The organism is Exiguobacterium sp. Helios (genome assembly GCF_014524545.1).
GTDB lineage: Bacteria > Bacillota > Bacilli > Exiguobacteriales > Exiguobacteriaceae > Exiguobacterium_A.
Map to the genome: position 1 here is coordinate 1,897,245 of NZ_CP053557.1, position 19,009 is coordinate 1,916,253.

The following is a 19,009-nucleotide window of genomic DNA, read 5'->3' on the forward strand; positions in this document are numbered from 1 at the left end:
ATTGAAATAAAATTAACGGACTCGTCTCGCTCGGCAGAGGCTTGCAAGTAACGTCAAGACAACCAGCACCGCCGTTTTTGGAATTCCTCGTTTCATCGTCCAATCCCCCTTTTTAAAGAATCGCGTTCGCAATCAGCAAGTCAATTTTACGGACATCGACCTTTTTGTTGAGATTGATTTTGATCGTTCCGGCCCGTGTAAACAATTGGACTTCCGAATTGATGTCAAACATGCCGCCGGCGTTTTCCGTTGAATACATGTTAATTGATTTATAAGGAATCGAATAGACTTCGACCTTTTTGCCCGTCAATCCTTGCGCGTCCCGAATGATCAGCCGGTGTGTCGTAAAAATCGCGACGTCCCGGATCGTCTTATATGCGGACAACGCTTGTTCGCCTTGAATCAATAATCCTGTTACGTCTTGCGGGATGTCACACTCGGAGACGAAGGTCCATGCGAGTTGGCTCAGTGGATTACTCATCAAACATCGCCTGCTTTCTGCTTTTAATTTTGCTTACCTGTCTAGGATATCCGATTTCTCTACCTTTACCAAGTCATGTGAAATGTCCGGCTTCACTCGCGAAAATGCAGCCGAAACAAAATCATACCGGCGAGTAAAACGGCCTGTGTCTCAAGATCCGGGACATCAAACGTCAGCAGATGCCGTTTTCGGTGACTTGCCGCAATCGTTTTCTTATCGCGTCTCACTTCAATCCGTCGGGATAACCGGGGCGAGCGGATCTGATACGTCTCGCCACGGTACGTCATCCTCAGTACTTCAGTGAATTCGACGGCGTGCAGGACCGTATTTTCGGTTTTAATGTCGCCGACGGTTTCGCCGCCTTCTTCGATCGTCCATTCGGTCTGATTGCTCCACAGTCGTTGACCGGTTTTTTCCTCGAATCGGAGTTCACGCTGCGAAAGATCAAAAACGAGGTTCAGAAAAAAATTCTCCACTTTCGGAAAAGCGACGAACCAGCGGTGCCAGACCTGTTTAAACGTCCGACGGTAGGAACCGACGACCGTATCTGCCCGGTAGATTTGTTTGATCCCCGTCGATTGCCGGTCACTGAGACGCGACGTGTAACCGGTTCCGCTTCCGTTGAATGCCGCATCTTGTTTTTGTTGCCACCGTTCCACCCAAAAAAGCAACAGCGCTGCCGGGAGAAAAACGAAGACACTCCCCCACTCCGTTAAGCGGAAGATGTCAAAATACAGTCCCCGCGCCGTCAGAGCAACGACACCGAGCACAAACATGCCGATACAATAGATCATTTCCCTGCTCCTTTCCTGGTGAGACCTGATTTTCAGTCTTCTGACTTTATGCTAATCGAAGGAATCTGACGCAGCAACGTTTTTTCCTTTCTTCTTCCACCAAAAGAATTTTAACATCCATTTTTCAGTTAAAATGTAGGAGATGTAACCGATTGGTCGAAATAAATACAATAGAAGTTTTTCATCCCCACCGTTCACATTTTGCAAGGAGGTCGATCCATGTTATTCCTATTGCTCGTTAAAGCGTCAAACCGCTCTGAAGCCGATCTGTTTCCGGATCCACTCCTTCAGGAAGCGATGGCCGCCTTTAACCGGGACCTGGTCGAAGCCGGGGTCCGGGTCATGGCAAAAGGACTGCACCCGACGCGGGAAGCCGTTCGCTTTTCGTTTCACCAACCAAATGAAGAACCGGACGTCACATCCGGACCGTTTGAACCGTCGGCGGATCAATTGGCAGGATTTATTTTGATCGATGTGGCGTCAAGAGAGGAAGCGATCACTTGGGCCAGACGTATGCCGGATCCGCAAGGTCACGGCGAAGGACAAATCGAGTTACGCCAAGTTTTTGAATGAAGGGAAATGAATTCATGCTTAGTTATAAAAACAGTACGAAGGTTATTCAAGACAGTCAGACTGTCACCGCGATTCTCTCGGTCGGGGCAACCGAACAGTTCGGACCGTATCTGCCGATGCATCTTGATACATTGATTGCCGAGCACCAGGCCGCTGTTTTCGGTGAACGGTTAAACGCCTATGTCTTACCGACACTGCCGTTTAACACCTCCGAAGAACATGCCAATCAAATCGGGACCGTCACCGTCAGTCCGACGGTGATCTCAATGATGCTCGAAGAAATCATCGTCAATCTGTACCGGCAAGGGTTCACTCGATTCATCCTTTGCAACGGGCACGGAGGGGCATACTGGGAATCGGCATTCGTCAAACAGATTAACTTTAAATATCCGGAGCTCGTCGTCATCACGACGCACCGCTACCGGGCATTTGAGGAAGCGTTGGACGCGGCGGGACTTGCGGAATTAAACGAACGGCACGGCGGTCTGTTGTCCGTCGCAACCGGGATGTGGCTTTGTCCGAATCTCGTTGACCTGCAACCGATGGGCGGGGACGTTCCGCTGTCCCATTATCCGGTCGCCGATTATGTCTTTTGGGATCAACTGGCGACGGACGGTTGTTGGGGAAGCTTTGAACCCGGTGTCTATTCGCCGGACGAACTCGCAACCATCGGTGAGACGTTTTGGACTACCTTTACTGAAAAACGGGCGGAACACTTGAAAGAAACACTTACGACGGCGGTCCGCCTGCGAAACCTGCCGGGAAGAAATGAGGACTAATGATGAACGAAACGATTCGGACACACGACGTTCTGTTGCAGATGCTTGACGCTTTACTCCGGGAACCGACCGCCTTTTGGGACGGCTTTTATGCCGACCGGACGAAACGGACGAGAATCTGGTCCGCTACGTCGAACAACTTGAGATTCCGGTGAACCGGGTGCCTACGATTTTGTCTATGATTCCGGCTGCTTTCATCATATCGCCCCGCACCGCCGACCCAACTACATCCGGATCGTCTCGGATGCCCTGCGGCCGGGCGGCTGTTTTGCTTTGACCTGTTTCGTCGAAGGCGGACAGTACGGCGGATCCTATATGATGGACTGGGATGTTTACCAAGAACTGAGCCTGCACGGCGGTCTCGGCTTCACGGAAGAGAAACTGCGGTCAATTTTCGAACCGTTCGACATCCGTTTGATGCAGGAGGCCGCTCCGACCGCTTCCGTCTTCGGACTATCCGGCCTGTGGACCGCCCTGTTCCGGAAAAACTAATCGGGTACACCAAAACCGGTCATCCTTTCCACTGTTTGGAGAGGAGCCGGTTTTCGTCTGTTCTGTCACAATGTTATTGCTTTTAAATCGAGTTGAATCAGTTCCTGTAAGTCTTCAATGACGGCATCTGCCTGTTCCAGTTCTACTTCGTTCGAAAAATCGAACCGGCAACCGACGGCGGGTAATCCGTTAACCTTGGCCGCGGTAAAGTCGGAAATTCGGTCTCCGACGACAACCGCTTCCGTTAACTGGTGCCCAGACAAGATGTAGGCGACGAGATCACTTTTTTGTGACGACGCGACGTCTTCGATGCTATAAACGCCATCGAGCCAGCGGTCCAGTCCATACTGCCGGACGATGGCCGTTAAATACACTTTCCAGCCGTTGCTTGCGACATAGAGCCGATGCCCTGCTTCTTTTAAGGCGTGAAGTGTCGCTTCCGCTCCCGGATACAGGGCACCGTGTCCTTGTTCGATGTGACGGATCAACGCGTCTTGAAACGTCCGGTCAACGCACATCCTCTCTTCATCCGAATGCGCCGGCAGTAAGGTTTGCCAGACTTCCGGCAATGACACTCCCATGATGGCCTGATACTCAGCCAGCGGTGTTGCCCCGCTCCAGCGGCCATTCATGCGTAAGAAGTCGAATGCATCTTCTAACGCATGACCCAGAATCCGATTCGTTTGAAATAACGTGCCGTCCATATCAAAGATGTACGCCTGTTTCATGATGATTTCCTCCTTGACGGTTAAGAGACGACTTCTTATCAGTTGTCTCGATTTAGTAACAGATTTCTTCAGACAACTTACTCATTTTGTTGATTTTCGGGTAAAGATAACTAACGGAATTTATCGTGTTGCTGTAGAAAAAAGGAGATGAACCATCATGATGGTGCTCATCGTGGTCGGCTTAGCCGTCATCAGTATCGTTCTGTTTGTTCTCTACAATAACCATAACAAAATCGTTTAGCAGCATACCTTTGACTGCGATTATTTCAGATTCCCGCTATCCCGTTGATTTTCTTTATAATCAACGGGATATGCTTGTTCTAATCACACATTATCCAGTAAATCATGATGCACACGGGCAAGCGGCTGGAACAACAGCTTGTTAGTCCGGATTTGATCTTGCAATATCTTCGTTTCCTTCCATGCTGCCGCGTACTGGTCCTGACTGATCCCCCCTGTTTCCCGGGCCAACTCGAGTTCCTTCGCATCCAGCACAAAACATTCTCCGGACGGCAATAATACGAGATCGAGCATTAAATCGTCCCAAAAAATCCCTGTCGTATCCCGTCCATGCCGAAGACAAATATCGATGTACGATTGAACAATCTGTCCGTGTGCATTGAACATCGTCGTGATGACGTGCTTCTGCCCTGCCGGAAACTGCTGGAGCCAGGAATAACCGTCGCCAGCAATCTGAATCTCCTGCCCGGAATAACGAACCGACAACGGGTCTGTCACCCGAATCATATCGAGCCGTGTCACATAACCCGTAAACGATGTTGTCTCAAGATAAAGCTCCCGGTAATCGCGTTTTACGATCCGCTTCCATGAAGATCGAGCGGCATATTTACGTTCCACAACGGCTCCCTCCTTCTTTTTTCCATCCTATCATTTCCGTATCGACTGTTCCTATTGATTTTTGTAAAAAAATCCCTCTTTTTTCTGGACGTTGTTCCTTCGGGAGCGGTAAGATGAACAAGCACATACTTAATGGAACTGGAGGCGTTGTTATGTCGCATACTCCCCGAATTGCCCTTATCACCGGGGCAAGCCACCCCCGCGATATCGGCACAGCCATTTGCCGGAAGCTTGCGGCAGAAGGGATGACGATTTGTTTTACATACTGGAAAGCGGATCGTAAATGGATCAACACGTTTCAAGCAGAACTGGCGGTAAACGGTGTCCGAAGCGAGGCGCTCGAAATCGACTTGTCGGCGCCGGATGCGGCAGAACGTGTGCTTGCGCATACGTGCTCGACTCTCGGCACCCCGTCCGTCCTGATCAACAATGCGGCACATTCGACACAAACGGATCTCGCGACGCTTGACGCGACGGCACTCGATGCCCATTACGCCGTCAATGTACGGAGTACGCTTTTATTATCGACCTTGTTTGCCCGGGCTTTCGCAGAAGCCGGTTTGCAGGCCGGCCGGATCGTCAATTTGACGTCCGGCCAGGATCTTGGCGCGATGCCCGAAGAACTGGCCTATGCGGCAACGAAAGGGGCTGTCTCGTCTTTCACGACTTCCTTTGCGACAGCCGTCGCACCGCTCGGCATTACCGTCAATGCGCTTAATCCTGGACCGACCGATTCGACCTGGATGACGGACGACATCCGGACGCACCTGATACCGCAGTTTCCGCTCGGACGGATCGGGACACCGGAGGACGCCGCGCGGACGATTGCGTTTCTCGTCAGTGCAGACGCCGCCTGGATCACCGGACAGGTCATCCATGCCGAAGGCGGATTCGCACGGTAAACATCCATATTGTCAAAACGATGAAAAAGAAAGGATTGATTTAAATGGGATACATCTCAGAATTACGGCAACTCATCGGCAGTCGTCCAATCATCAGTGTCGGTGCTACCATCCTTGTGACAAATGACCAGCAGGAAGTTTTGTTCCAACACCGGTCCGATACGCTTGACTGGGGACTGCCTGGCGGATCGATGGAACTCGGCGAAACGCTCGAAGAAGTCGCCATCCGTGAACTGCAGGAAGAGACTGGATTACAGACAAGCGAACTGGAACTGATCGGCGTCTTTTCCGGTCCCCGCTTTTACTACCAGTATCCGAACGGCGATGAAGTGCATGGCGTCATTCATCTCTATCATGCGAAAAACGTCACGGGGACACTTGCGATGCTTGACGGAGAAAGTCTTGACCTGGCCTACTTTAGTCAAGCGACGTTACCGGAAAGCATTGAAAGTCGGGCCAACGAACTGATGCAGCAACTGGGAGATTCCTTTTGGACACTCGGAAGTTCGTTTTAATTTTTTTCCCTCCAAACGACAACGAGATCTACGCTTTGGTCCAGATGACGGACTGAAGGTAGATCTCGTTTTTCATTTATTTCTTCAGCAAGTTATATTCCCGTTCCGAAACCGGCTCCAGCCAGTCCGGAGTCCCTGCCGTGATAGTCAGGTGCGAAAACCAGCTGTCTGACGTCGCGCCATGCCAGTGCTTGACGCCGTCATATGTGACGACCGTATCTCCGCTTCGCAACAGACGGGCCGGTTTGCCCATCTCCTGATACCACCCTTCCCCATCTGTCACGAGTAGGATTTGATATCCGCCCCGATGGATATGCCAATGGTTGCGACAGCCCGGTTCGAATGTCACCTGACCGACTGAAATTTCGAGCGATGAATCATTGACTAACGGATGGAGGTAACTTTGTCCCGTGAAATACGCTTCAAAGGCTTCATTTTTTTCTCCCCGTTGAAAAGGATGTTCTACAGGTGTCTTCGATTTTGTCATAGTTGTCTTCCCTCTCCTTCATACCATTGCACGGAAACAGACTGGTTTCCGAACGACGCCTGGATTTCCTGAAAACGACTGATTTTTCCAATCCGTGTATACGGAACAATCGGTTCAGCCGCTTGATAAAAAATCACCAGGCAGTTATTTTGATACAGTAGCACGTCTCCGGCTTCAATCGTCTGAATCGGTTGGGGATTCGCCGGAAACGACTTATCGAAATAATAGTATTTCTCATTCTGGTGTAAATCATCCATCTGAATTGTAAACGGCATTTCCGCAAGTATAGCTTTTACCGTCGCGTTATCTTCCAGTTGTACGGAAGCAACCTGACCGTTGACGTTGATGTTCATCGTATCGCTCTCCTTGATTTCTTGTTTGACTTCGGTTGAAACCGAAACTGACGGACCGCAACCTGAAAGTCCGAGCGAGAGGAGAACGATGACAGTCCCGACTCGACGCTTCATGTCAGTCCTCCGATTCATCGATATAACGGATGATTCGCGCCGGAGTGCCGGCGACAATCGCCAAGTCCGGTACATCTGTTGTCACGGTCGCATTTGCTGCGACAATCGCATGTTTACCGACGGTCACGCCCGGCAGAATCGTTGCCCCTGCTCCGATCCAGGCATTTCGTTTCAGGTGAATCGGTTTCACCGACAGCCCCCGCCGTTTCGACGGACTGACCGGATGATTGACGGTCAACAACTTGGCAAACGGACCGATCAGCACATGATCATCAATTTGAATCGAACCGAGATCCGTCAACATGACTCCGCGGTTGATGAAGATGTCTTTCCCAAGTGAGATATGCCGTCCAAAGTCTGTATAAAACGGGGGTAAGACGACAACACTCTCATCCACCGGCTGACCGATCAGCTCGCCCAGCGTCTCGCGAAACTCGGCCGGAGACAACAGGTGCTGATTCAACCGGTGGAGCAGTCGTTCCCCGTCCCGCTGTACGGCATGAATTTGCTCGAATACGGCATCGTGTGACTCGACCAGCCGATTTTCGATTTGATGGTAGATCGATGAATGCTCCATCCGCATCACACTTGTTGTTGCGTCGGACGGATGATTAAGTTGCTGATTGAGACACGGTCCGGTGTATCGATGGCATACAGGACGGCTTGGGCGACATCTTCGCTCGTCAATCCCCACTCTTGTTGCGCTTGACGCAGTGACTCGCCTGTTGCTTGATCTCTGATCGTCGTATACAATTCCGTCTGCACGGCTCCCGGTGAAATGATTGTCGATTTGACATTATTTTCGCATTGCTCCTGACGTAATCCTTCCATAATTGCCCGGACGGCAAACTTCGTCCCGCAATAGACGGCGGATTCCGGATAGACGACATGTCCCGCAACCGAATCTGTCGCAATGATATGACCGGACTGTTGCTGTTCCATGATTGGCAGTGTCGCGGTAATTCCGTTCAAGACGCCCATCACGTTGATGTCGAGCATGTTTTTCCAGTCCTCCCGGTGTCCGGCCGCAAGCGGAGCGGTCGGCATGATGCCGGCATTGTTGAAGAGAACATCAATCCGTCCGTAGACGGCTTTTGCTTCCTCGACGACGGCTTCAACCTGATCGAATCGGGTGACGTCGGCCTGTTTGATTTGAATATACGCTTCAGGATAGGCTTCCTGAATGACTTGTAACCGCTCGATTCGACGGGCGGCGAGCATTAATTTGGCTCCGCGTGACGCGAGCAGTCGTGCCGTCGCTTCGCCGATTCCGCTTGACGCGCCCATGATGACGATGACTTTATCCAGTGGTGTGTTCATTTGTATTCCTCCTCTTAGTTGTTGCTTGTCTACAAGGTTACGAGTATTCACCTTTCATGTCTAATGCTAATATGAAATCATTATCCATAACTAAAACGCATAGGAGGACGTCATGGAAATTCAACAATTACGTTATTTTTTGGCAGTCGTCGAGGAAAAAAACATCACCCGGGCGGCCCGGATTCTCCGGATTTCCCAGCCCGCACTGTCCCGTCAACTCCAACGGTTAGAAGACGAATTGGCCGGTCCGTTGTTCGACCGGACTCCGGGAGGCATCGTCCTGACGGAAAGCGGGTACTATTTGGCGGAACGGGCGCGCGAACTTGTGACGCTGGCCGATAAAATCGTTATCAATCTTGTGACCGAGGAAACGTTGCGTGGCGAACTTTATATCGGCGGCGGTGAAACGGAAAGTCTGTTGCCGGTCATCCGGTCATTCAAACAAATGCAATCACAGCATCCGGACGTCACGATTCGGATTCACAGCGGGAACGGTCAGGATATTCTGGAAAAGCTCGATAAAGGAATTCTGGATTTCGGACTGGTCATTGAACCGTTTGACGTCAAGGCCTATCATTACCTGAAACTGAATCAGCCTGATCAATGGGGGATTTTGACACGGCGCGATCATCCGCTCGGGCAACAGGCGACGGTAACGGCAGACGATTTACGGGACCTCCCGTTAATCGTTTCGGAACAACTCCAAGGAAATCGGACGTTCGCGGAACGGACCGGTTTGGACTGGGACACGGTCCATATCGTCGGAACATACAACCTGCTGTTCAACGCTTCGCTCCTCGTCAAGGAAGGAGTCGGTCATGCTTTGTGTCTCGACCGCATCGTCAATACAAGCGGAAGTGAACTCATCTTCGTCCCGCTGACGCCGTCGCTCACCGCCAACACCTACTTGATTTGGAAAAAGCAAGCGGTCTTGTCGCGTCCGGCTAAAACACTGCTCGAATGGATGAGTTGTCCGCAAGAGGACACCGCCTTTTAACGGCCATACCAAAAAACGACTTTTCGGACAGAAGTTATTTCTGTCTGAAAAGCCGTTTTTGATTACATTCATATTTGATCGCGATTCTTCCGTTCAACGATCTTGACTTCATAGGGGGCAAGTATCAACTGACTGCTGATCTCCGTTTGTGTCGCAGATTCCAGCAACGGCTCGAACAGTTCAATCGATTGCTCGATTTCGGAAAAGTTCAGGATGAATCCGTAATCTTTCTCCTGACCGCGACGTACTTGAACGGATACTTCCGCACGGTGCGATGTCGCGAGCGGTGCCTCGATCCGTAAACGGTCCGTCAGTAATGTATACAGGTCACGCTGGAAGGCAGCCTCGAGTCGCCCGCCGATATACCAGGCCTCTCCTTGTCCCAGCCGATGTTTCGTCACAGCCGGCGTCTGTCGATAAAAGTCGTCCGTATAGCGGCCGACGACCTCCGCTTCGTCGACCTGAATGACCGTCGCATACTCCTGCAGTTCATACTGTTTCCCGTTGAACATCACGTGATTGCGGTCGCTCGGATACAACGTGTCCGTCTCCGCCGGTGTCAGCCCAAAGATTGTCTGCAGTTCTTCCGGCCATCCGGTGTACGCCAAATCATGCTCATCGACGAGACCCGTCATGTACGTCGTGACTAACGTCCCACCCTGTTCGACAAAACGCTGCAACCTCTCCAGGATCGTCGCACTGACTAAATACAGCATCGGCACGATCAACAGTTTGTAAGCATCAAACGGCTGTTCCTTCGTGATGACATCGACGGGAATATCCTGCTCGTAAAAAAAGCGGTAGTGTTCCTGAAGGGTTTGCGGATACTGTTTCGTGTCGTTTGCGAACCCTTGGGCATCATTTAAGGCCCAGTTGTTTTCCCAGTCGTAAAGAATCCCGACCTCTGCCGGACGCGTCGTTCCGACGACGGCATCCAGTTGCTCGAGGGTCCGTCCGACTTGGGCGACTTCTTGAAAGACACGGTTCTGCTCCGACCGGTCATGATCGACGACCGCCCCGTGGAACTTTTCTGATGATCCGCGGGATTTGCGCCACTGGAAATAAAGGACACTGTCGGAACCGTGGGCAATCATTTGCAGCGAGGACAACAGGTGCATGCCTGGACGTTTCGCTTTATTGACAGGATGCCAGTTGACGGCACTCGGCGTCGATTCCATCAAGAGAAACGGTTGCTGTTTTAAACTTCGGAACAAGTCATTGATGAACCCGACCTTCAGCGCTAAGTTGGCTGTTGTTTCCCAGTCATTGTGCCAGGTCGGATAGGCATCCCAACTGACGACATCGACGTGTTTGGCAAATCGACTGTAGTCGAGGGCCTGAAAAGGAATCAAGTCCTCTGTATCCGCCATGAAGTTGGTCGTAATCGGAAGTGCCGGCGTCAATTCGCGCAAGGGGACGCTTTCCTGTTCAAAAAAGGAAATCGTTTGATCCGTCACAAAGCGTTTCCAGTCCAGATTCAAGCCATGGACCATACTTTCACCGATCGGCGACGGCGATTCAATTTGCGACCAGTCGTCAAATGTATGGCTCCAAAAGGCACTCCACCACGAGGCATTCAACGCTTCGAGCGTCTCATACTTCACTTTCAGCCAGTCCCGAAAGGCTTCCTGGCAGAGCGGACAATGGCAGTCGCCCCCGTATTCATTTGAAACATGCCACATCAAAAGCGCCGGATGATTTCCGTACCGTTCGGCCAACAAACGGTTTATTTGCTGCGTTTTCTTTCGATACACGGGTGATGTCAGACAGTGATTATGACGACCGCCATGGAGCTGTTTGACACGCCTTTCATCGACACGCAGGACTTCCGGATAAGCTTGAGACAACCAGGCCGGACGCGCACCGCTTGGTGTTGCCAAGATGACCCGGCCCCCGTTCGCATCAATATCGTCGATGATCTGATCGAGCCACTCGAACGTGAACTGATTTTCGGTCGGTTCGAGCGCACTCCAGGCAAAGATACCAACCGAGTACGTATTCGTGTGCGCGAGACGCATCAACCGTAAATCGTCCTGCAAGACGTCCGGGACATCGAGCCACTGATCCGGATTATAGTCCCCGCCATGCAACAGATGCCTGGCCTTTGATGTATAGATTTTTCGTCCCATTATTAAACTCTCCCTCACTCACCAATTTAGCTGTTCTTTCTCTCTTACCCTTTTGTTCCCCCGGCCGTCAGTCCGGACACAAAATGTTTTTGCAGCAGGACAAACAGAACCGCGACCGGGATGCTGATCAAAATCGCTCCGGCAGCAAACGTCGTATAGCTCGCTCCCATCGCTTCGTTGACAAGATTAAACAGTCCAATCGGCAACGTATACGCTTCCTGCGTCCGTAAAATTGTCGAAGCCAGCACAAAATCCCCGAGTGGTCCCGTAAATCCATTCATCGCGACCACGGCAAGCATCGGACGACAGAGCGGTAAAATAATTTGGATGAAAATCCGGGTATGACCGGCGCCGTCGAGTTTGGCACTTTCATCGAGATCGACCGGAATTGAATCCATATATCCTTTCATCAAGTAGGTATTCATCGGAATTTGCCCGCCGATATATAACAGAATCAGCAGCCAATGACTATTCATCATGCCAAGTAGCTGGGCCAGCACGAACAGGGCAATCAAGGCTGAAAACTGCGGAATCATCTGTAACAGCAAGAACAACGTCAAGGCTTGCTGGCGTCCTTTGAAGCGAAACCTTGAAAAAGCATAGGCTGTAAAAGAAACACTGACAACCGTCCCGAGCATCGTAAAGAGACTGATTTTCAAAGAATTCATATACCAATGACCGTATTGCAGACTTTCTTTTCCGGCAAATAATTCCCGGTAATGATCAAGTGTTGGATTTTTCGGAATGATCGATGTGCTGACTAAACTGTTGCCCGGATTAAAGCTCGCACCAATCGTCCACAGGAGGGGATAGATGATGCAGGTCGCAACGAACAGCAGAATCAAATAGGTCAGCGTCAGACGAACCGTCCGTGTCTTGTTTCCAGTCGCCATCCCGATCACGCTCCTTCCTTAAAGGCGTTCGTACGTCTAAACTGCCATAACGCAATCGCGATGACAAAAATCGACAGTAAGATTGTCAAGGCGGCCGCTAACGCATATTGACCGGACTGCATCGTCAATTTATATATCCAGGAGACGAGAATATCCGTTCCGCCGGCATTGGAACCGGGTACGGACGGTCCGCCCCCGTTAAAGAGATAGATGATATTAAAGTTATTGAAATTAAACGTGAACTGGGTAATGATGATCGGCGACATTGCAATCAGTACCATCGGCATCGTAATATGTCGAAACTTCGCAAACATCGACGCCCCGTCAATCGTTGCTGCTTCGTATAAATCATCCGGAATTGATTGCAGGACACCTGTCGTCACTAAAAAGACGTACGGGAATCCGAGCCATCCCTGCATAAAAACGAGGGCAACACGTGTCCACTTCTCATCCGTTAACCACGGGACCGGATCAAGACCGAACAGAGACAAGATGTCCAGATTGATGGCACCGAAGCTGTCATTAAAGAGTCCGGCAAAGACAAGAATCGTCACAAAACCAGGAACCGCCCACGGCAAGACGAAAATCGTCCGAATGACACGTTTGAACTGGACCTCTTTTTGATTGACGAGTACTGCTAAAAAAATACCGAGCGACACTTGTAAGGTCGAGGCGACTAAGGTCCAGACAATTGTCCAAGACAACACATCAAAGAACGTCGACCGCCAAATATCAACTGTGAAGATTTGAGCAAAGGTAGAAAATCCGACCCAATCCGCCAGTTTGGCAGGCGGGGAATGGTACAAATCATAATTCGTGAACGCCAAGGCGAAACTGAACAAAATGGGAAAGATTACGGCAAAGATCAATAGAAACAACGAAGGTCCGCTGACTAAATAGGGATAACCCTGATCCATTAAATTCCGATAATCCGACCACAAAGAATCCGGTCGGACGCCTTGGTCACGTTTTTGCCCATTGCGGTAGGCGTCCCGTAAATTAAATACATACAGACCGATCCCAAATAACAGGACGATGATCGCGATGATGCCTTGTGCCAACAAAAAAATCGAGTTGTCGCGGGGTACTTCTGTTCCGAGCGTCACGATTCCCCATAGCCCCATGTTGAGCAGATCGGCGAACGCTATCCAAAAGGCAATGCTGACTGCGAGCAAGAGTCCGCCTTTCATCCATTGCCGGTGATACAATTGGCCAAGTCCTGGAATGATTGATAACATCAATCCAATTTTCCGGTGTTGCACGTCCTTCACCTCTTTACTAGAATCTCCGACTGTCAGGCATTGTCATATTAAACACGGTTATTTCGTTCCGTGTTTCGCCTTAATCTGACCGTCAATCGTCTTGACGGCTTGCTTCATCGCTGCTTCCGGTCCCGCTTTTCCGGTGGCAATCGTTTGAAGTGCGGCATCAACCGGCTTCCAGACTTCATTCATTTCGGGGACGTTCGGTGTTAACTCGGAAAATTTAGATTGTTCGGCTACCGCTTGTGCGGCTGGACTTTTTGTGACCGCAGGATCTTCTGCCAACGCACTGACGGCCGGAACTTCTTTTGTGATTACAAAACGTTTTTTAGAGTTTTCCGCATTCGTCAAATAAAGCGCCAGTTTGCTCGCAAGCTCCGATCGTTTGGAATAGGCACTGACATTATAACTTTTGACGCCGATGAAAGAACTCATATTTTTCCCGTTTTCAAGTTCCGGCAGTTTTGTGATACCGAAATCAATGCCGGCTTTCGTAAACGGCTCGACATTCCAGGGACCGGAGATGATGGCGGCCGCTTTCCCTTCCGTAAACAGGGACTCGAGGACATTGATGCCCTGCTCACCGATGATGCCTGCCGGGAATAATTTTTCCTTGTAAAACTTTTGAATATACGTCGCACCTTCGATTGCTCCGGTATTCCCAAGCCCGACTCGGTTCGTCTGATACTTCCCTTGGTCATCCAGCTTAAAAATGTAGCCGCCATATCCGCTCAGGACACTTTGGGCATAATAAATTTGATCAAATAAAGCGAGAAATCCAAATGATTGTCCCGTTGCCGTTTTTTTCGATAAGGCATACCACTCTTCCAATGTTTTCGGTAATTTCTCTTCTGACACCAGTTTTTTGTTGTAGTATAAAACGGTTGTTTCCACTGCTTTCGGGACACCATAGAGTTTCCCGTCCACTTTTTGCGAATCGAGCGCAACATCGGTATAAATCGACTGGACCTCTTTCGGAACATCCATCTCCTTGATGATTCCTTCTGTTACGGCAGTCCCAATCTGATCCCCCGGCATCGTCAATAAATCGGGACCGGTCCCTGCCGGACCATCTAATCGCAAATCCTCGATTTGCTTGGCATACGGTTTTTCAACGACTTTTACATCAACGCCGTTATCTTGTTCGAATTTCGAAACGATGTCTTTGATTCCTTCTCCTTTTTCAATGTCTTCCCAGACAACAAGCTTCGCTTCCTTACCCGAAGTTTCATCCTTCTTCTGCGACTCTTCCCCGGGGCCACATGCCGCGAGCGAAACCGTTAACGCCAGACTACTCAGGACCGTCATATATGTAATGGTTTTTTTCATCTACTTTTTCCTCCTGTGGATCATATTATGAAAAGATTAAAACACTTTTTGTAAGCGCTTTAATAATCAAAATATAGCACCACAAGAAAACTTTGTAAATAAATTTAGTAAAAAATTTTACTAAATTTATTTACAAAGTGCTTTTACGCGTAATCAATTCCGCACCGATATAGACCGTTTTGACGATATTTCGTTTCTTCAACACACGTTCCAGTAAAAGTTGAATCGCATTTTGACAAATCTCCTCGAGGTCAATATGGAATGTCGTCAGAGGCGGCGACACATATTTCGAAATACTTGTATCATTGACACTGATCAGACTGACCCGTTTCGGAATCTCGATCTGTTGCTCGTTCAAGACTTGTAAACAACCGACTGCAATCGGATCCGCCGCTACATAAAACGCTGTCGGCAACTCTTCCCCGAGTTGTTCGACCGCCTGATTCATTAAGTAATGTCCATTGTCGACCGAAAATCCTTGCCGGCAAAAGATGAAGTCTTCCCGCAACAAGTCACGTTCTTCCATCGTTTGACGAAATGCCCGCTCCCGTCCATCCATCTCTTCCGCGTCCGTATCGAGGTTATGGTACGTGCCGCCGATAAACCCGATCTTTTCATGACCTTGCTCCACCAGCACTTCAACTGCCTGACGGGTGATTTGCGCAAGATCCGGACGAACCGAATCGTAATGTGCGGGATCCGGTGTAGAGTCGATGAATACGCCATGCGGTGTCAATTCTCTCAAATATTCCAGCTCACGGTTCATGAATGAACCGACGGCAATGAATCCGTCGATATCCAACGGGATTTTTTCAATCCCGCCTTCGAGTTTGTAGGTCGTCAATTCGATGTTGTTTTCCCGTGCTTTTTTTTCGATTTCCACCCGCATCGTTTGAAAATAGACATCTTCGAGCTCTTCGTTATCGGTCAGCCAATATAAAAACGCGATGTTCTTCACGAGTGTTTTTAGTGTTTTTTTCCGGTATCCGATTTCTTCCGCCACTTCAAAAATCCTGGCTCTCGTCTCGTCTCCCACTGATAACGTCGGATCATTATTCAATACGCGGGATACCGTCGAAATCGAACAACCCACTTCTTTTGCAATATCTTTAATCGTCGCCATCATGCATCCGCCTCTTTTTTAAATTATTTTAAGTAAAAAGTTTTAGTAAATAAATAGATTAAAATATTTTATGCGTGGTAAAGTAAAAGGGAATAATTTTACTGATTTGATTATTGTATATGTATTATACCGTTAAAAAGGGTTAAATTTCACATGAAAAGAGGAGGAAAGAAATTGCAGGTCCGGATGAATTCACAAAAAGACAGGTCGGCACGATATCGTTTGAACAATGATCGTGGAATGGAAGTCGAGATTGCAAGCAAAGGAGGAAGCATTGAACGTTTGATCGTACCTGACCGAAATGGTCATCCCGAAAATATTATGTTTGACTGTTCTTTGGTAACGGTTCCTGCGATTCCTCGCGGTTTATCCGGCCGGTTGTATGATACGTCATCCGGTTCCGTTCACGAAATCGATCTGGCATTACATCAGCTTTCATTCACAGCTGAACCGTTTTCGACAACACAAGAATCCGGACTTCGTCTGTCGGCGGAAATAGCTGTCAATGGACAGGTGATCGCAATCGACATTCTTTATGTGCTGACTAACAACAATCAATTGATTCTCCGTTATGTAGCGACGACCAACCAGCCTCTTCGCCTCTCTTTGTCGCTTCCTATTTTCTTTAACCTAAGCGGTAATTTAAAAGCTAGTATTACACAACATGATTTAAAGTTTGCCAGTTCTTGTTTCATCCACCCCGTACCGGCGTTGTCGATTAATCCCTGCTTGCAACAGACGAAAGGAACACCCTTTGATTTTCGGTTAGGGCGTCGTCTGAACCGTTTCTTTTTAGACAAGATGTTTTCAAGGTCTCCTGCCGATACCTATTATTTATTTCATCAACAACCGGTCATCTCTGTTCATGAAGCCGTAAGCGGCCGCTGGATGACAATGGAAACTTCCCAGCCCGGCTTTGTGTTGTCTACAGCAGCGCATCATACCGATACTTTTTTTTCCGGTATTTGTTTTGATTCAACCGATTTCCTTCTGTCATCTCTCATTAACGGTCCAATTCCCTCCTTTCACGAGACGACTTATTCGTTCAGCACGACGTATTGATTTCACAGCAAGAGGAGGACAGCAGACTGTGCATCTGTCATCCTCCTCCGTTCGATTTGTTTTTACGAGTCCACCCGCGAACCTAGTTGATTTTCCGGATGACCCTGGTCCCGGCAAATTCATCCTCCGGCAGGATCGATCCGTCTCGCAGATATACTTCCCGATTTTTCCAGCCTTTAATCGGAGCAATCGTCTCCCGGTACACAATCCGTTTCGCAATCTGTTTGATGGCGAGCGGCTGGCCGTTCTCGCTGACGACCTGAATTTGAAACAGACGTTGCCCGACGGTTTGTCCGCTACCTGTTGACAGTTGGACCGTCTCAATCAAAAAATTAACGACCGGCTCCGTAATGAGTGAATGCACTGCTTTGTTCTTGATACGCTTCAATACCGTTTTCTCGAGCACACCGGAAACCATCCCTTGTACAACTAAGTCGACAACTCCCGCTCCGATTCGACGTTTTAATAATCCATCCATGTTCAGTTCCTCCTTTTTTTCAATTCCACTGACATTATCTCCTTCGTGATGGAAACAAAAAAACCTTTTTTAAAACGGAGATCTCCGTTCAAAAAAGGTTGTCTCTTCACGCATACAACAGGACAATCCCGCCCAAACCGAACAGACAGCCACCGTACAGGACGGCTACCAGTCGTTTACCGGATACCGGGATGTCTCGACGAACAAAGAGACGTCCGTACCTTACAGTCAAAACAATACCGATAATGAGTGCTGCAAGCGCAAGATTCGGTATATCAAGAACCGTTAAATACCAATTCAACATCTTCCCCATCCTCTCCCGTCGACTATTATGTATGTCCCCTGTCGGCCCAGCCACGCGGTACTCCTAGAGGCAACAAACAAGTCCTCTCTATTACCATGTTCTCGTGGATTTGATCCTTCTTTATTCGTTGAAGGTTCTACTTTAATGCTCTGAGCGTTCACCTTTGTTCGTTGTCGGTTGAGCTGTCAACGTTGAACTTTCACGTCAGGTTCCGGATAGAACCGATGTGAGGTGCCAGCGCACCGTTGTTTTGTTATCGCACAAAACAAGCGTGTTTGGTCACAGGAGTATCAGGCAAACAGGGGATGTTCCTCAGGCAAAAATTTTGGTCACTGTGTTGCTTTCCGATAACGTAAAATCCACTTCCGTTTCAAACGTATCAATCGTCTCATCGAGTTCAGCAATGACCTGACGCAGGTTCGACGGATCAATCAGATTCGGCTCCAGCCGCTCGAGGAACAAACGGCGTGACTTTTCCATCTCGTCCGCATTCCCTTTTTCCCGCGACCCGTATGTCGCTTCGATATGGCTATCCGCCCGCCGTACGACGTCTTGCCGTTCCGTCTCAATCGTCTGTTCGACTTGTCGGAGTTGTTCGCGTAACGTCTGCAACAGTTGCCGTTCATAGACAAGGCCGGTATCCCGACGGTCAATCGCCTCTGCGACGGTCATCTCACGCCCCTCCATCCGGACGATCGTCACGGCATTCGATGCCGTGATAGAAGACTTAATCCGGTTCCGGCGCTCCATTAAATCGCGGACTGACTGAAGGTTCGCTTTCGCTTCTTCCGCAAATACCACGACAGACGGATATCCTGCCGGTGCCTGACTGCCACTTTGCACACCGATAAACGATTTCGTCTGCGCTTTTTGAATCCGTTTATCTAAATTCTTCAACTCTACTAATCCACGATGGATGGACATTTCGATTCGTTCGATGAGGACCACACCCTTTTCTGATTCCATCTTTTTTTCAGAATAACATATCCTGAATTGGAAATGGATCCTCATCCGACAGTTTCCACCTTACAAAATT

At 49.3% G+C, this 19,009-nt stretch carries 22 protein-coding genes and 1 pseudogene; 7 read left to right on the plus strand and 16 right to left on the minus strand.

Annotated elements, in window-relative coordinates; genetic code table 11:
• Positions 1-112: 112 nt before the first annotated feature.
• Both HNY42_RS10005 and HNY42_RS10010 read right to left on the minus strand, forming a co-directional pair.
• Positions 113-481 (minus strand): PH domain-containing protein, encoded by a 369-nt coding sequence (locus HNY42_RS10005; RefSeq protein WP_131503700.1) that lies wholly within the window; start codon positions 479-481, stop codon positions 113-115.
• A 92-nt stretch (positions 482-573) separates the two neighbouring features.
• Positions 574-1,275: a tubby C-terminal domain-like protein gene (locus HNY42_RS10010; protein ID WP_188004425.1), complete on the minus strand. Its 702-nt coding sequence runs from the start codon at positions 1,273-1,275 to the stop codon at positions 574-576.
• Between the two features lie 219 nt (positions 1,276-1,494).
• Here HNY42_RS10010 and HNY42_RS10015 point away from each other — a divergent pair, with 219 nt between their 5' ends.
• The 3 genes and pseudogenes from HNY42_RS10015 (at position 1,495) to HNY42_RS10025 (ending at position 3,119) form a co-directional block, all read left to right on the plus strand.
• A complete protein-coding gene (locus HNY42_RS10015) occupies positions 1,495-1,848 on the plus strand; it encodes a YciI family protein (RefSeq protein WP_188004426.1) in 354 nt (117 codons plus the stop codon).
• Positions 1,849-1,862: 14 nt separating this feature from the next.
• Positions 1,863-2,627, plus strand: coding sequence for a creatininase family protein (locus HNY42_RS10020; protein WP_188004427.1), 765 nt, complete (start codon positions 1,863-1,865; stop codon positions 2,625-2,627).
• Between the two features lie 2 nt (positions 2,628-2,629).
• A pseudogene (locus HNY42_RS10025) lies at positions 2,630-3,119 on the plus strand (hypothetical protein).
• Between the two features lie 65 nt (positions 3,120-3,184).
• On the opposite strand, the gene HNY42_RS10030 reads toward HNY42_RS10025, so the two are convergent.
• Both HNY42_RS10030 and HNY42_RS10035 read right to left on the minus strand, forming a co-directional pair.
• Positions 3,185-3,847, minus strand: a complete 663-nt coding sequence (locus tag HNY42_RS10030; protein WP_188004428.1) for an HAD hydrolase-like protein — start codon at positions 3,845-3,847, stop codon at positions 3,185-3,187.
• A gap of 324 nt (positions 3,848-4,171) precedes the next feature.
• Positions 4,172-4,705 carry a ribonuclease FAU-1 family protein gene (locus HNY42_RS10035; protein ID WP_188004429.1) on the minus strand — a complete coding sequence of 178 codons (534 nt, stop codon included), beginning with the start codon at positions 4,703-4,705 and terminating at the stop codon, positions 4,172-4,174.
• A 152-nt stretch (positions 4,706-4,857) separates the two neighbouring features.
• Here HNY42_RS10035 and HNY42_RS10040 point away from each other — a divergent pair, with 152 nt between their 5' ends.
• Positions 4,858-5,607, plus strand: a complete 750-nt coding sequence (locus tag HNY42_RS10040; RefSeq protein WP_188004430.1) for an SDR family oxidoreductase — start codon at positions 4,858-4,860, stop codon at positions 5,605-5,607.
• A 44-nt stretch (positions 5,608-5,651) separates the two neighbouring features.
• Entirely contained in the window at positions 5,652-6,122 is a 471-nt protein-coding gene (locus HNY42_RS10045) for an NUDIX hydrolase (RefSeq protein ID WP_131503693.1), read from the plus strand.
• A 76-nt stretch (positions 6,123-6,198) separates the two neighbouring features.
• Here HNY42_RS10045 and HNY42_RS10050 read toward each other — a convergent pair whose 3' ends face one another.
• The 4 genes from HNY42_RS10050 to HNY42_RS10065 are packed head-to-tail and all read right to left on the minus strand — an operon-like array spanning position 6,199 to position 8,396.
• Positions 6,199-6,609, minus strand: a complete 411-nt coding sequence (locus HNY42_RS10050) for a cupin domain-containing protein (RefSeq protein ID WP_188004431.1) — start codon at positions 6,607-6,609, stop codon at positions 6,199-6,201.
• Entirely contained in the window at positions 6,606-7,076 is a 471-nt protein-coding gene (locus tag HNY42_RS10055) for a cyclophilin-like fold protein (protein WP_188004432.1), read from the minus strand. Before HNY42_RS10055 ends, HNY42_RS10050 begins: the two co-directional genes overlap by 4 nt.
• A 1-nt stretch (position 7,077) precedes the next feature.
• The gene (locus HNY42_RS10060; RefSeq protein WP_370528929.1) at positions 7,078-7,662 is read right to left on the minus strand and encodes an LbetaH domain-containing protein; all 585 of its coding nucleotides are present in this window, start codon (positions 7,660-7,662) and stop codon (positions 7,078-7,080) included.
• Entirely contained in the window at positions 7,659-8,396 is a 738-nt protein-coding gene (locus HNY42_RS10065) for an SDR family oxidoreductase (protein WP_188004433.1), read from the minus strand. The genes HNY42_RS10060 and HNY42_RS10065 overlap by 4 nt, the downstream gene beginning before the upstream one ends.
• 112 nt (positions 8,397-8,508) lie before the next feature.
• On the opposite strand from HNY42_RS10065, the gene HNY42_RS10070 reads away from it, so the two are divergent.
• Entirely contained in the window at positions 8,509-9,393 is an 885-nt protein-coding gene (locus HNY42_RS10070; protein WP_188004434.1) for a LysR family transcriptional regulator, read from the plus strand.
• Between the two features lie 68 nt (positions 9,394-9,461).
• On the opposite strand, the gene HNY42_RS10075 is transcribed toward HNY42_RS10070, so the two are convergent.
• The 5 genes from HNY42_RS10075 to HNY42_RS10095 all read right to left on the minus strand — a co-directional run bounded on the left by HNY42_RS10075 (position 9,462) and on the right by HNY42_RS10095 (position 16,129).
• Positions 9,462-11,522 (minus strand): beta-galactosidase, encoded by a 2,061-nt coding sequence (locus tag HNY42_RS10075; RefSeq protein WP_188004435.1) that lies wholly within the window; start codon positions 11,520-11,522, stop codon positions 9,462-9,464.
• Positions 11,523-11,566: 44 nt separating this feature from the next.
• Positions 11,567-12,415, minus strand: coding sequence for a galactooligosaccharide ABC transporter permease GanQ (locus tag HNY42_RS10080; RefSeq protein WP_114595678.1), 849 nt, complete (start codon positions 12,413-12,415; stop codon positions 11,567-11,569).
• A gap of 5 nt (positions 12,416-12,420) precedes the next feature.
• Positions 12,421-13,677 (minus strand): carbohydrate ABC transporter permease, encoded by a 1,257-nt coding sequence (locus HNY42_RS10085; RefSeq protein ID WP_188004436.1) that lies wholly within the window; start codon positions 13,675-13,677, stop codon positions 12,421-12,423.
• Between the two features lie 57 nt (positions 13,678-13,734).
• On the minus strand, positions 13,735-15,006 hold the full coding sequence (locus HNY42_RS10090) for an arabinogalactan oligomer ABC transporter substrate-binding protein GanS (protein ID WP_188004437.1): 1,272 nt from the start codon (positions 15,004-15,006) through the stop codon (positions 13,735-13,737).
• Positions 15,007-15,136: 130 nt separating this feature from the next.
• Positions 15,137-16,129 carry a LacI family DNA-binding transcriptional regulator gene (locus HNY42_RS10095; RefSeq protein WP_188005440.1) on the minus strand — a complete coding sequence of 331 codons (993 nt, stop codon included), beginning with the start codon at positions 16,127-16,129 and terminating at the stop codon, positions 15,137-15,139.
• Between the two features lie 240 nt (positions 16,130-16,369).
• Here HNY42_RS10095 and HNY42_RS10100 point away from each other — a divergent pair, with 240 nt between their 5' ends.
• Positions 16,370-17,191 (plus strand): aldose epimerase family protein, encoded by an 822-nt coding sequence (locus HNY42_RS10100; RefSeq protein WP_188004438.1) that lies wholly within the window; start codon positions 16,370-16,372, stop codon positions 17,189-17,191.
• Between the two features lie 82 nt (positions 17,192-17,273).
• On the opposite strand, the gene HNY42_RS10105 is transcribed toward HNY42_RS10100, so the two are convergent.
• From HNY42_RS10105 to HNY42_RS10115, 3 genes are all read right to left on the minus strand, one after another.
• Complete coding sequence (locus tag HNY42_RS10105; RefSeq protein ID WP_131503683.1) at positions 17,274-17,669, minus strand: RDD family protein; 396 nt, start codon at positions 17,667-17,669, stop codon at positions 17,274-17,276.
• Positions 17,670-17,775: 106 nt separating this feature from the next.
• Positions 17,776-17,973, minus strand: a complete 198-nt coding sequence (locus HNY42_RS10110; RefSeq protein WP_188004439.1) for a hypothetical protein — start codon at positions 17,971-17,973, stop codon at positions 17,776-17,778.
• A 312-nt stretch (positions 17,974-18,285) separates the two neighbouring features.
• Positions 18,286-18,870, minus strand: a complete 585-nt coding sequence (locus HNY42_RS10115) for a hypothetical protein (RefSeq protein WP_251138723.1) — start codon at positions 18,868-18,870, stop codon at positions 18,286-18,288.
• Positions 18,871-19,009: the final 139 nt, after the last annotated feature.

What these genes read in the sequence shown, in the direction of transcription:
- HNY42_RS10005 (WP_131503700.1), bottom strand. Translation starts at nt 481, where the DNA reads ATGAGTAATCCACTGAGCCAACTCGCATGGACCTTCGTCTCCGAGTGT.
- HNY42_RS10010 (WP_188004425.1), bottom strand. Translation starts at nt 1,275, where the DNA reads ATGATCTATTGTATCGGCATGTTTGTGCTCGGTGTCGTTGCTCTGACG.
- HNY42_RS10015 (WP_188004426.1), top strand. Translation starts at nt 1,495, where the DNA reads ATGTTATTCCTATTGCTCGTTAAAGCGTCAAACCGCTCTGAAGCCGAT.
- HNY42_RS10020 (WP_188004427.1), top strand. Translation starts at nt 1,863, where the DNA reads ATGCTTAGTTATAAAAACAGTACGAAGGTTATTCAAGACAGTCAGACT.
- HNY42_RS10030 (WP_188004428.1), bottom strand. Translation starts at nt 3,847, where the DNA reads ATGAAACAGGCGTACATCTTTGATATGGACGGCACGTTATTTCAAACG.
- HNY42_RS10040 (WP_188004430.1), top strand. Translation starts at nt 4,858, where the DNA reads ATGTCGCATACTCCCCGAATTGCCCTTATCACCGGGGCAAGCCACCCC.
- HNY42_RS10045 (WP_131503693.1), top strand. Translation starts at nt 5,652, where the DNA reads ATGGGATACATCTCAGAATTACGGCAACTCATCGGCAGTCGTCCAATC.
- HNY42_RS10050 (WP_188004431.1), bottom strand. Translation starts at nt 6,609, where the DNA reads ATGACAAAATCGAAGACACCTGTAGAACATCCTTTTCAACGGGGAGAA.
- HNY42_RS10055 (WP_188004432.1), bottom strand. Translation starts at nt 7,076, where the DNA reads ATGAAGCGTCGAGTCGGGACTGTCATCGTTCTCCTCTCGCTCGGACTT.
- HNY42_RS10065 (WP_188004433.1), bottom strand. Translation starts at nt 8,396, where the DNA reads ATGAACACACCACTGGATAAAGTCATCGTCATCATGGGCGCGTCAAGC.
- HNY42_RS10070 (WP_188004434.1), top strand. Translation starts at nt 8,509, where the DNA reads ATGGAAATTCAACAATTACGTTATTTTTTGGCAGTCGTCGAGGAAAAA.
- HNY42_RS10075 (WP_188004435.1), bottom strand. Translation starts at nt 11,522, where the DNA reads ATGGGACGAAAAATCTATACATCAAAGGCCAGGCATCTGTTGCATGGC.
- HNY42_RS10080 (WP_114595678.1), bottom strand. Translation starts at nt 12,415, where the DNA reads ATGGCGACTGGAAACAAGACACGGACGGTTCGTCTGACGCTGACCTAT.
- HNY42_RS10090 (WP_188004437.1), bottom strand. Translation starts at nt 15,006, where the DNA reads ATGAAAAAAACCATTACATATATGACGGTCCTGAGTAGTCTGGCGTTA.
- HNY42_RS10095 (WP_188005440.1), bottom strand. Translation starts at nt 16,129, where the DNA reads ATGGCGACGATTAAAGATATTGCAAAAGAAGTGGGTTGTTCGATTTCG.
- HNY42_RS10100 (WP_188004438.1), top strand. Translation starts at nt 16,370, where the DNA reads ATGGAAGTCGAGATTGCAAGCAAAGGAGGAAGCATTGAACGTTTGATC.
- HNY42_RS10105 (WP_131503683.1), bottom strand. Translation starts at nt 17,669, where the DNA reads ATGGATGGATTATTAAAACGTCGAATCGGAGCGGGAGTTGTCGACTTA.
- HNY42_RS10110 (WP_188004439.1), bottom strand. Translation starts at nt 17,973, where the DNA reads ATGTTGAATTGGTATTTAACGGTTCTTGATATACCGAATCTTGCGCTT.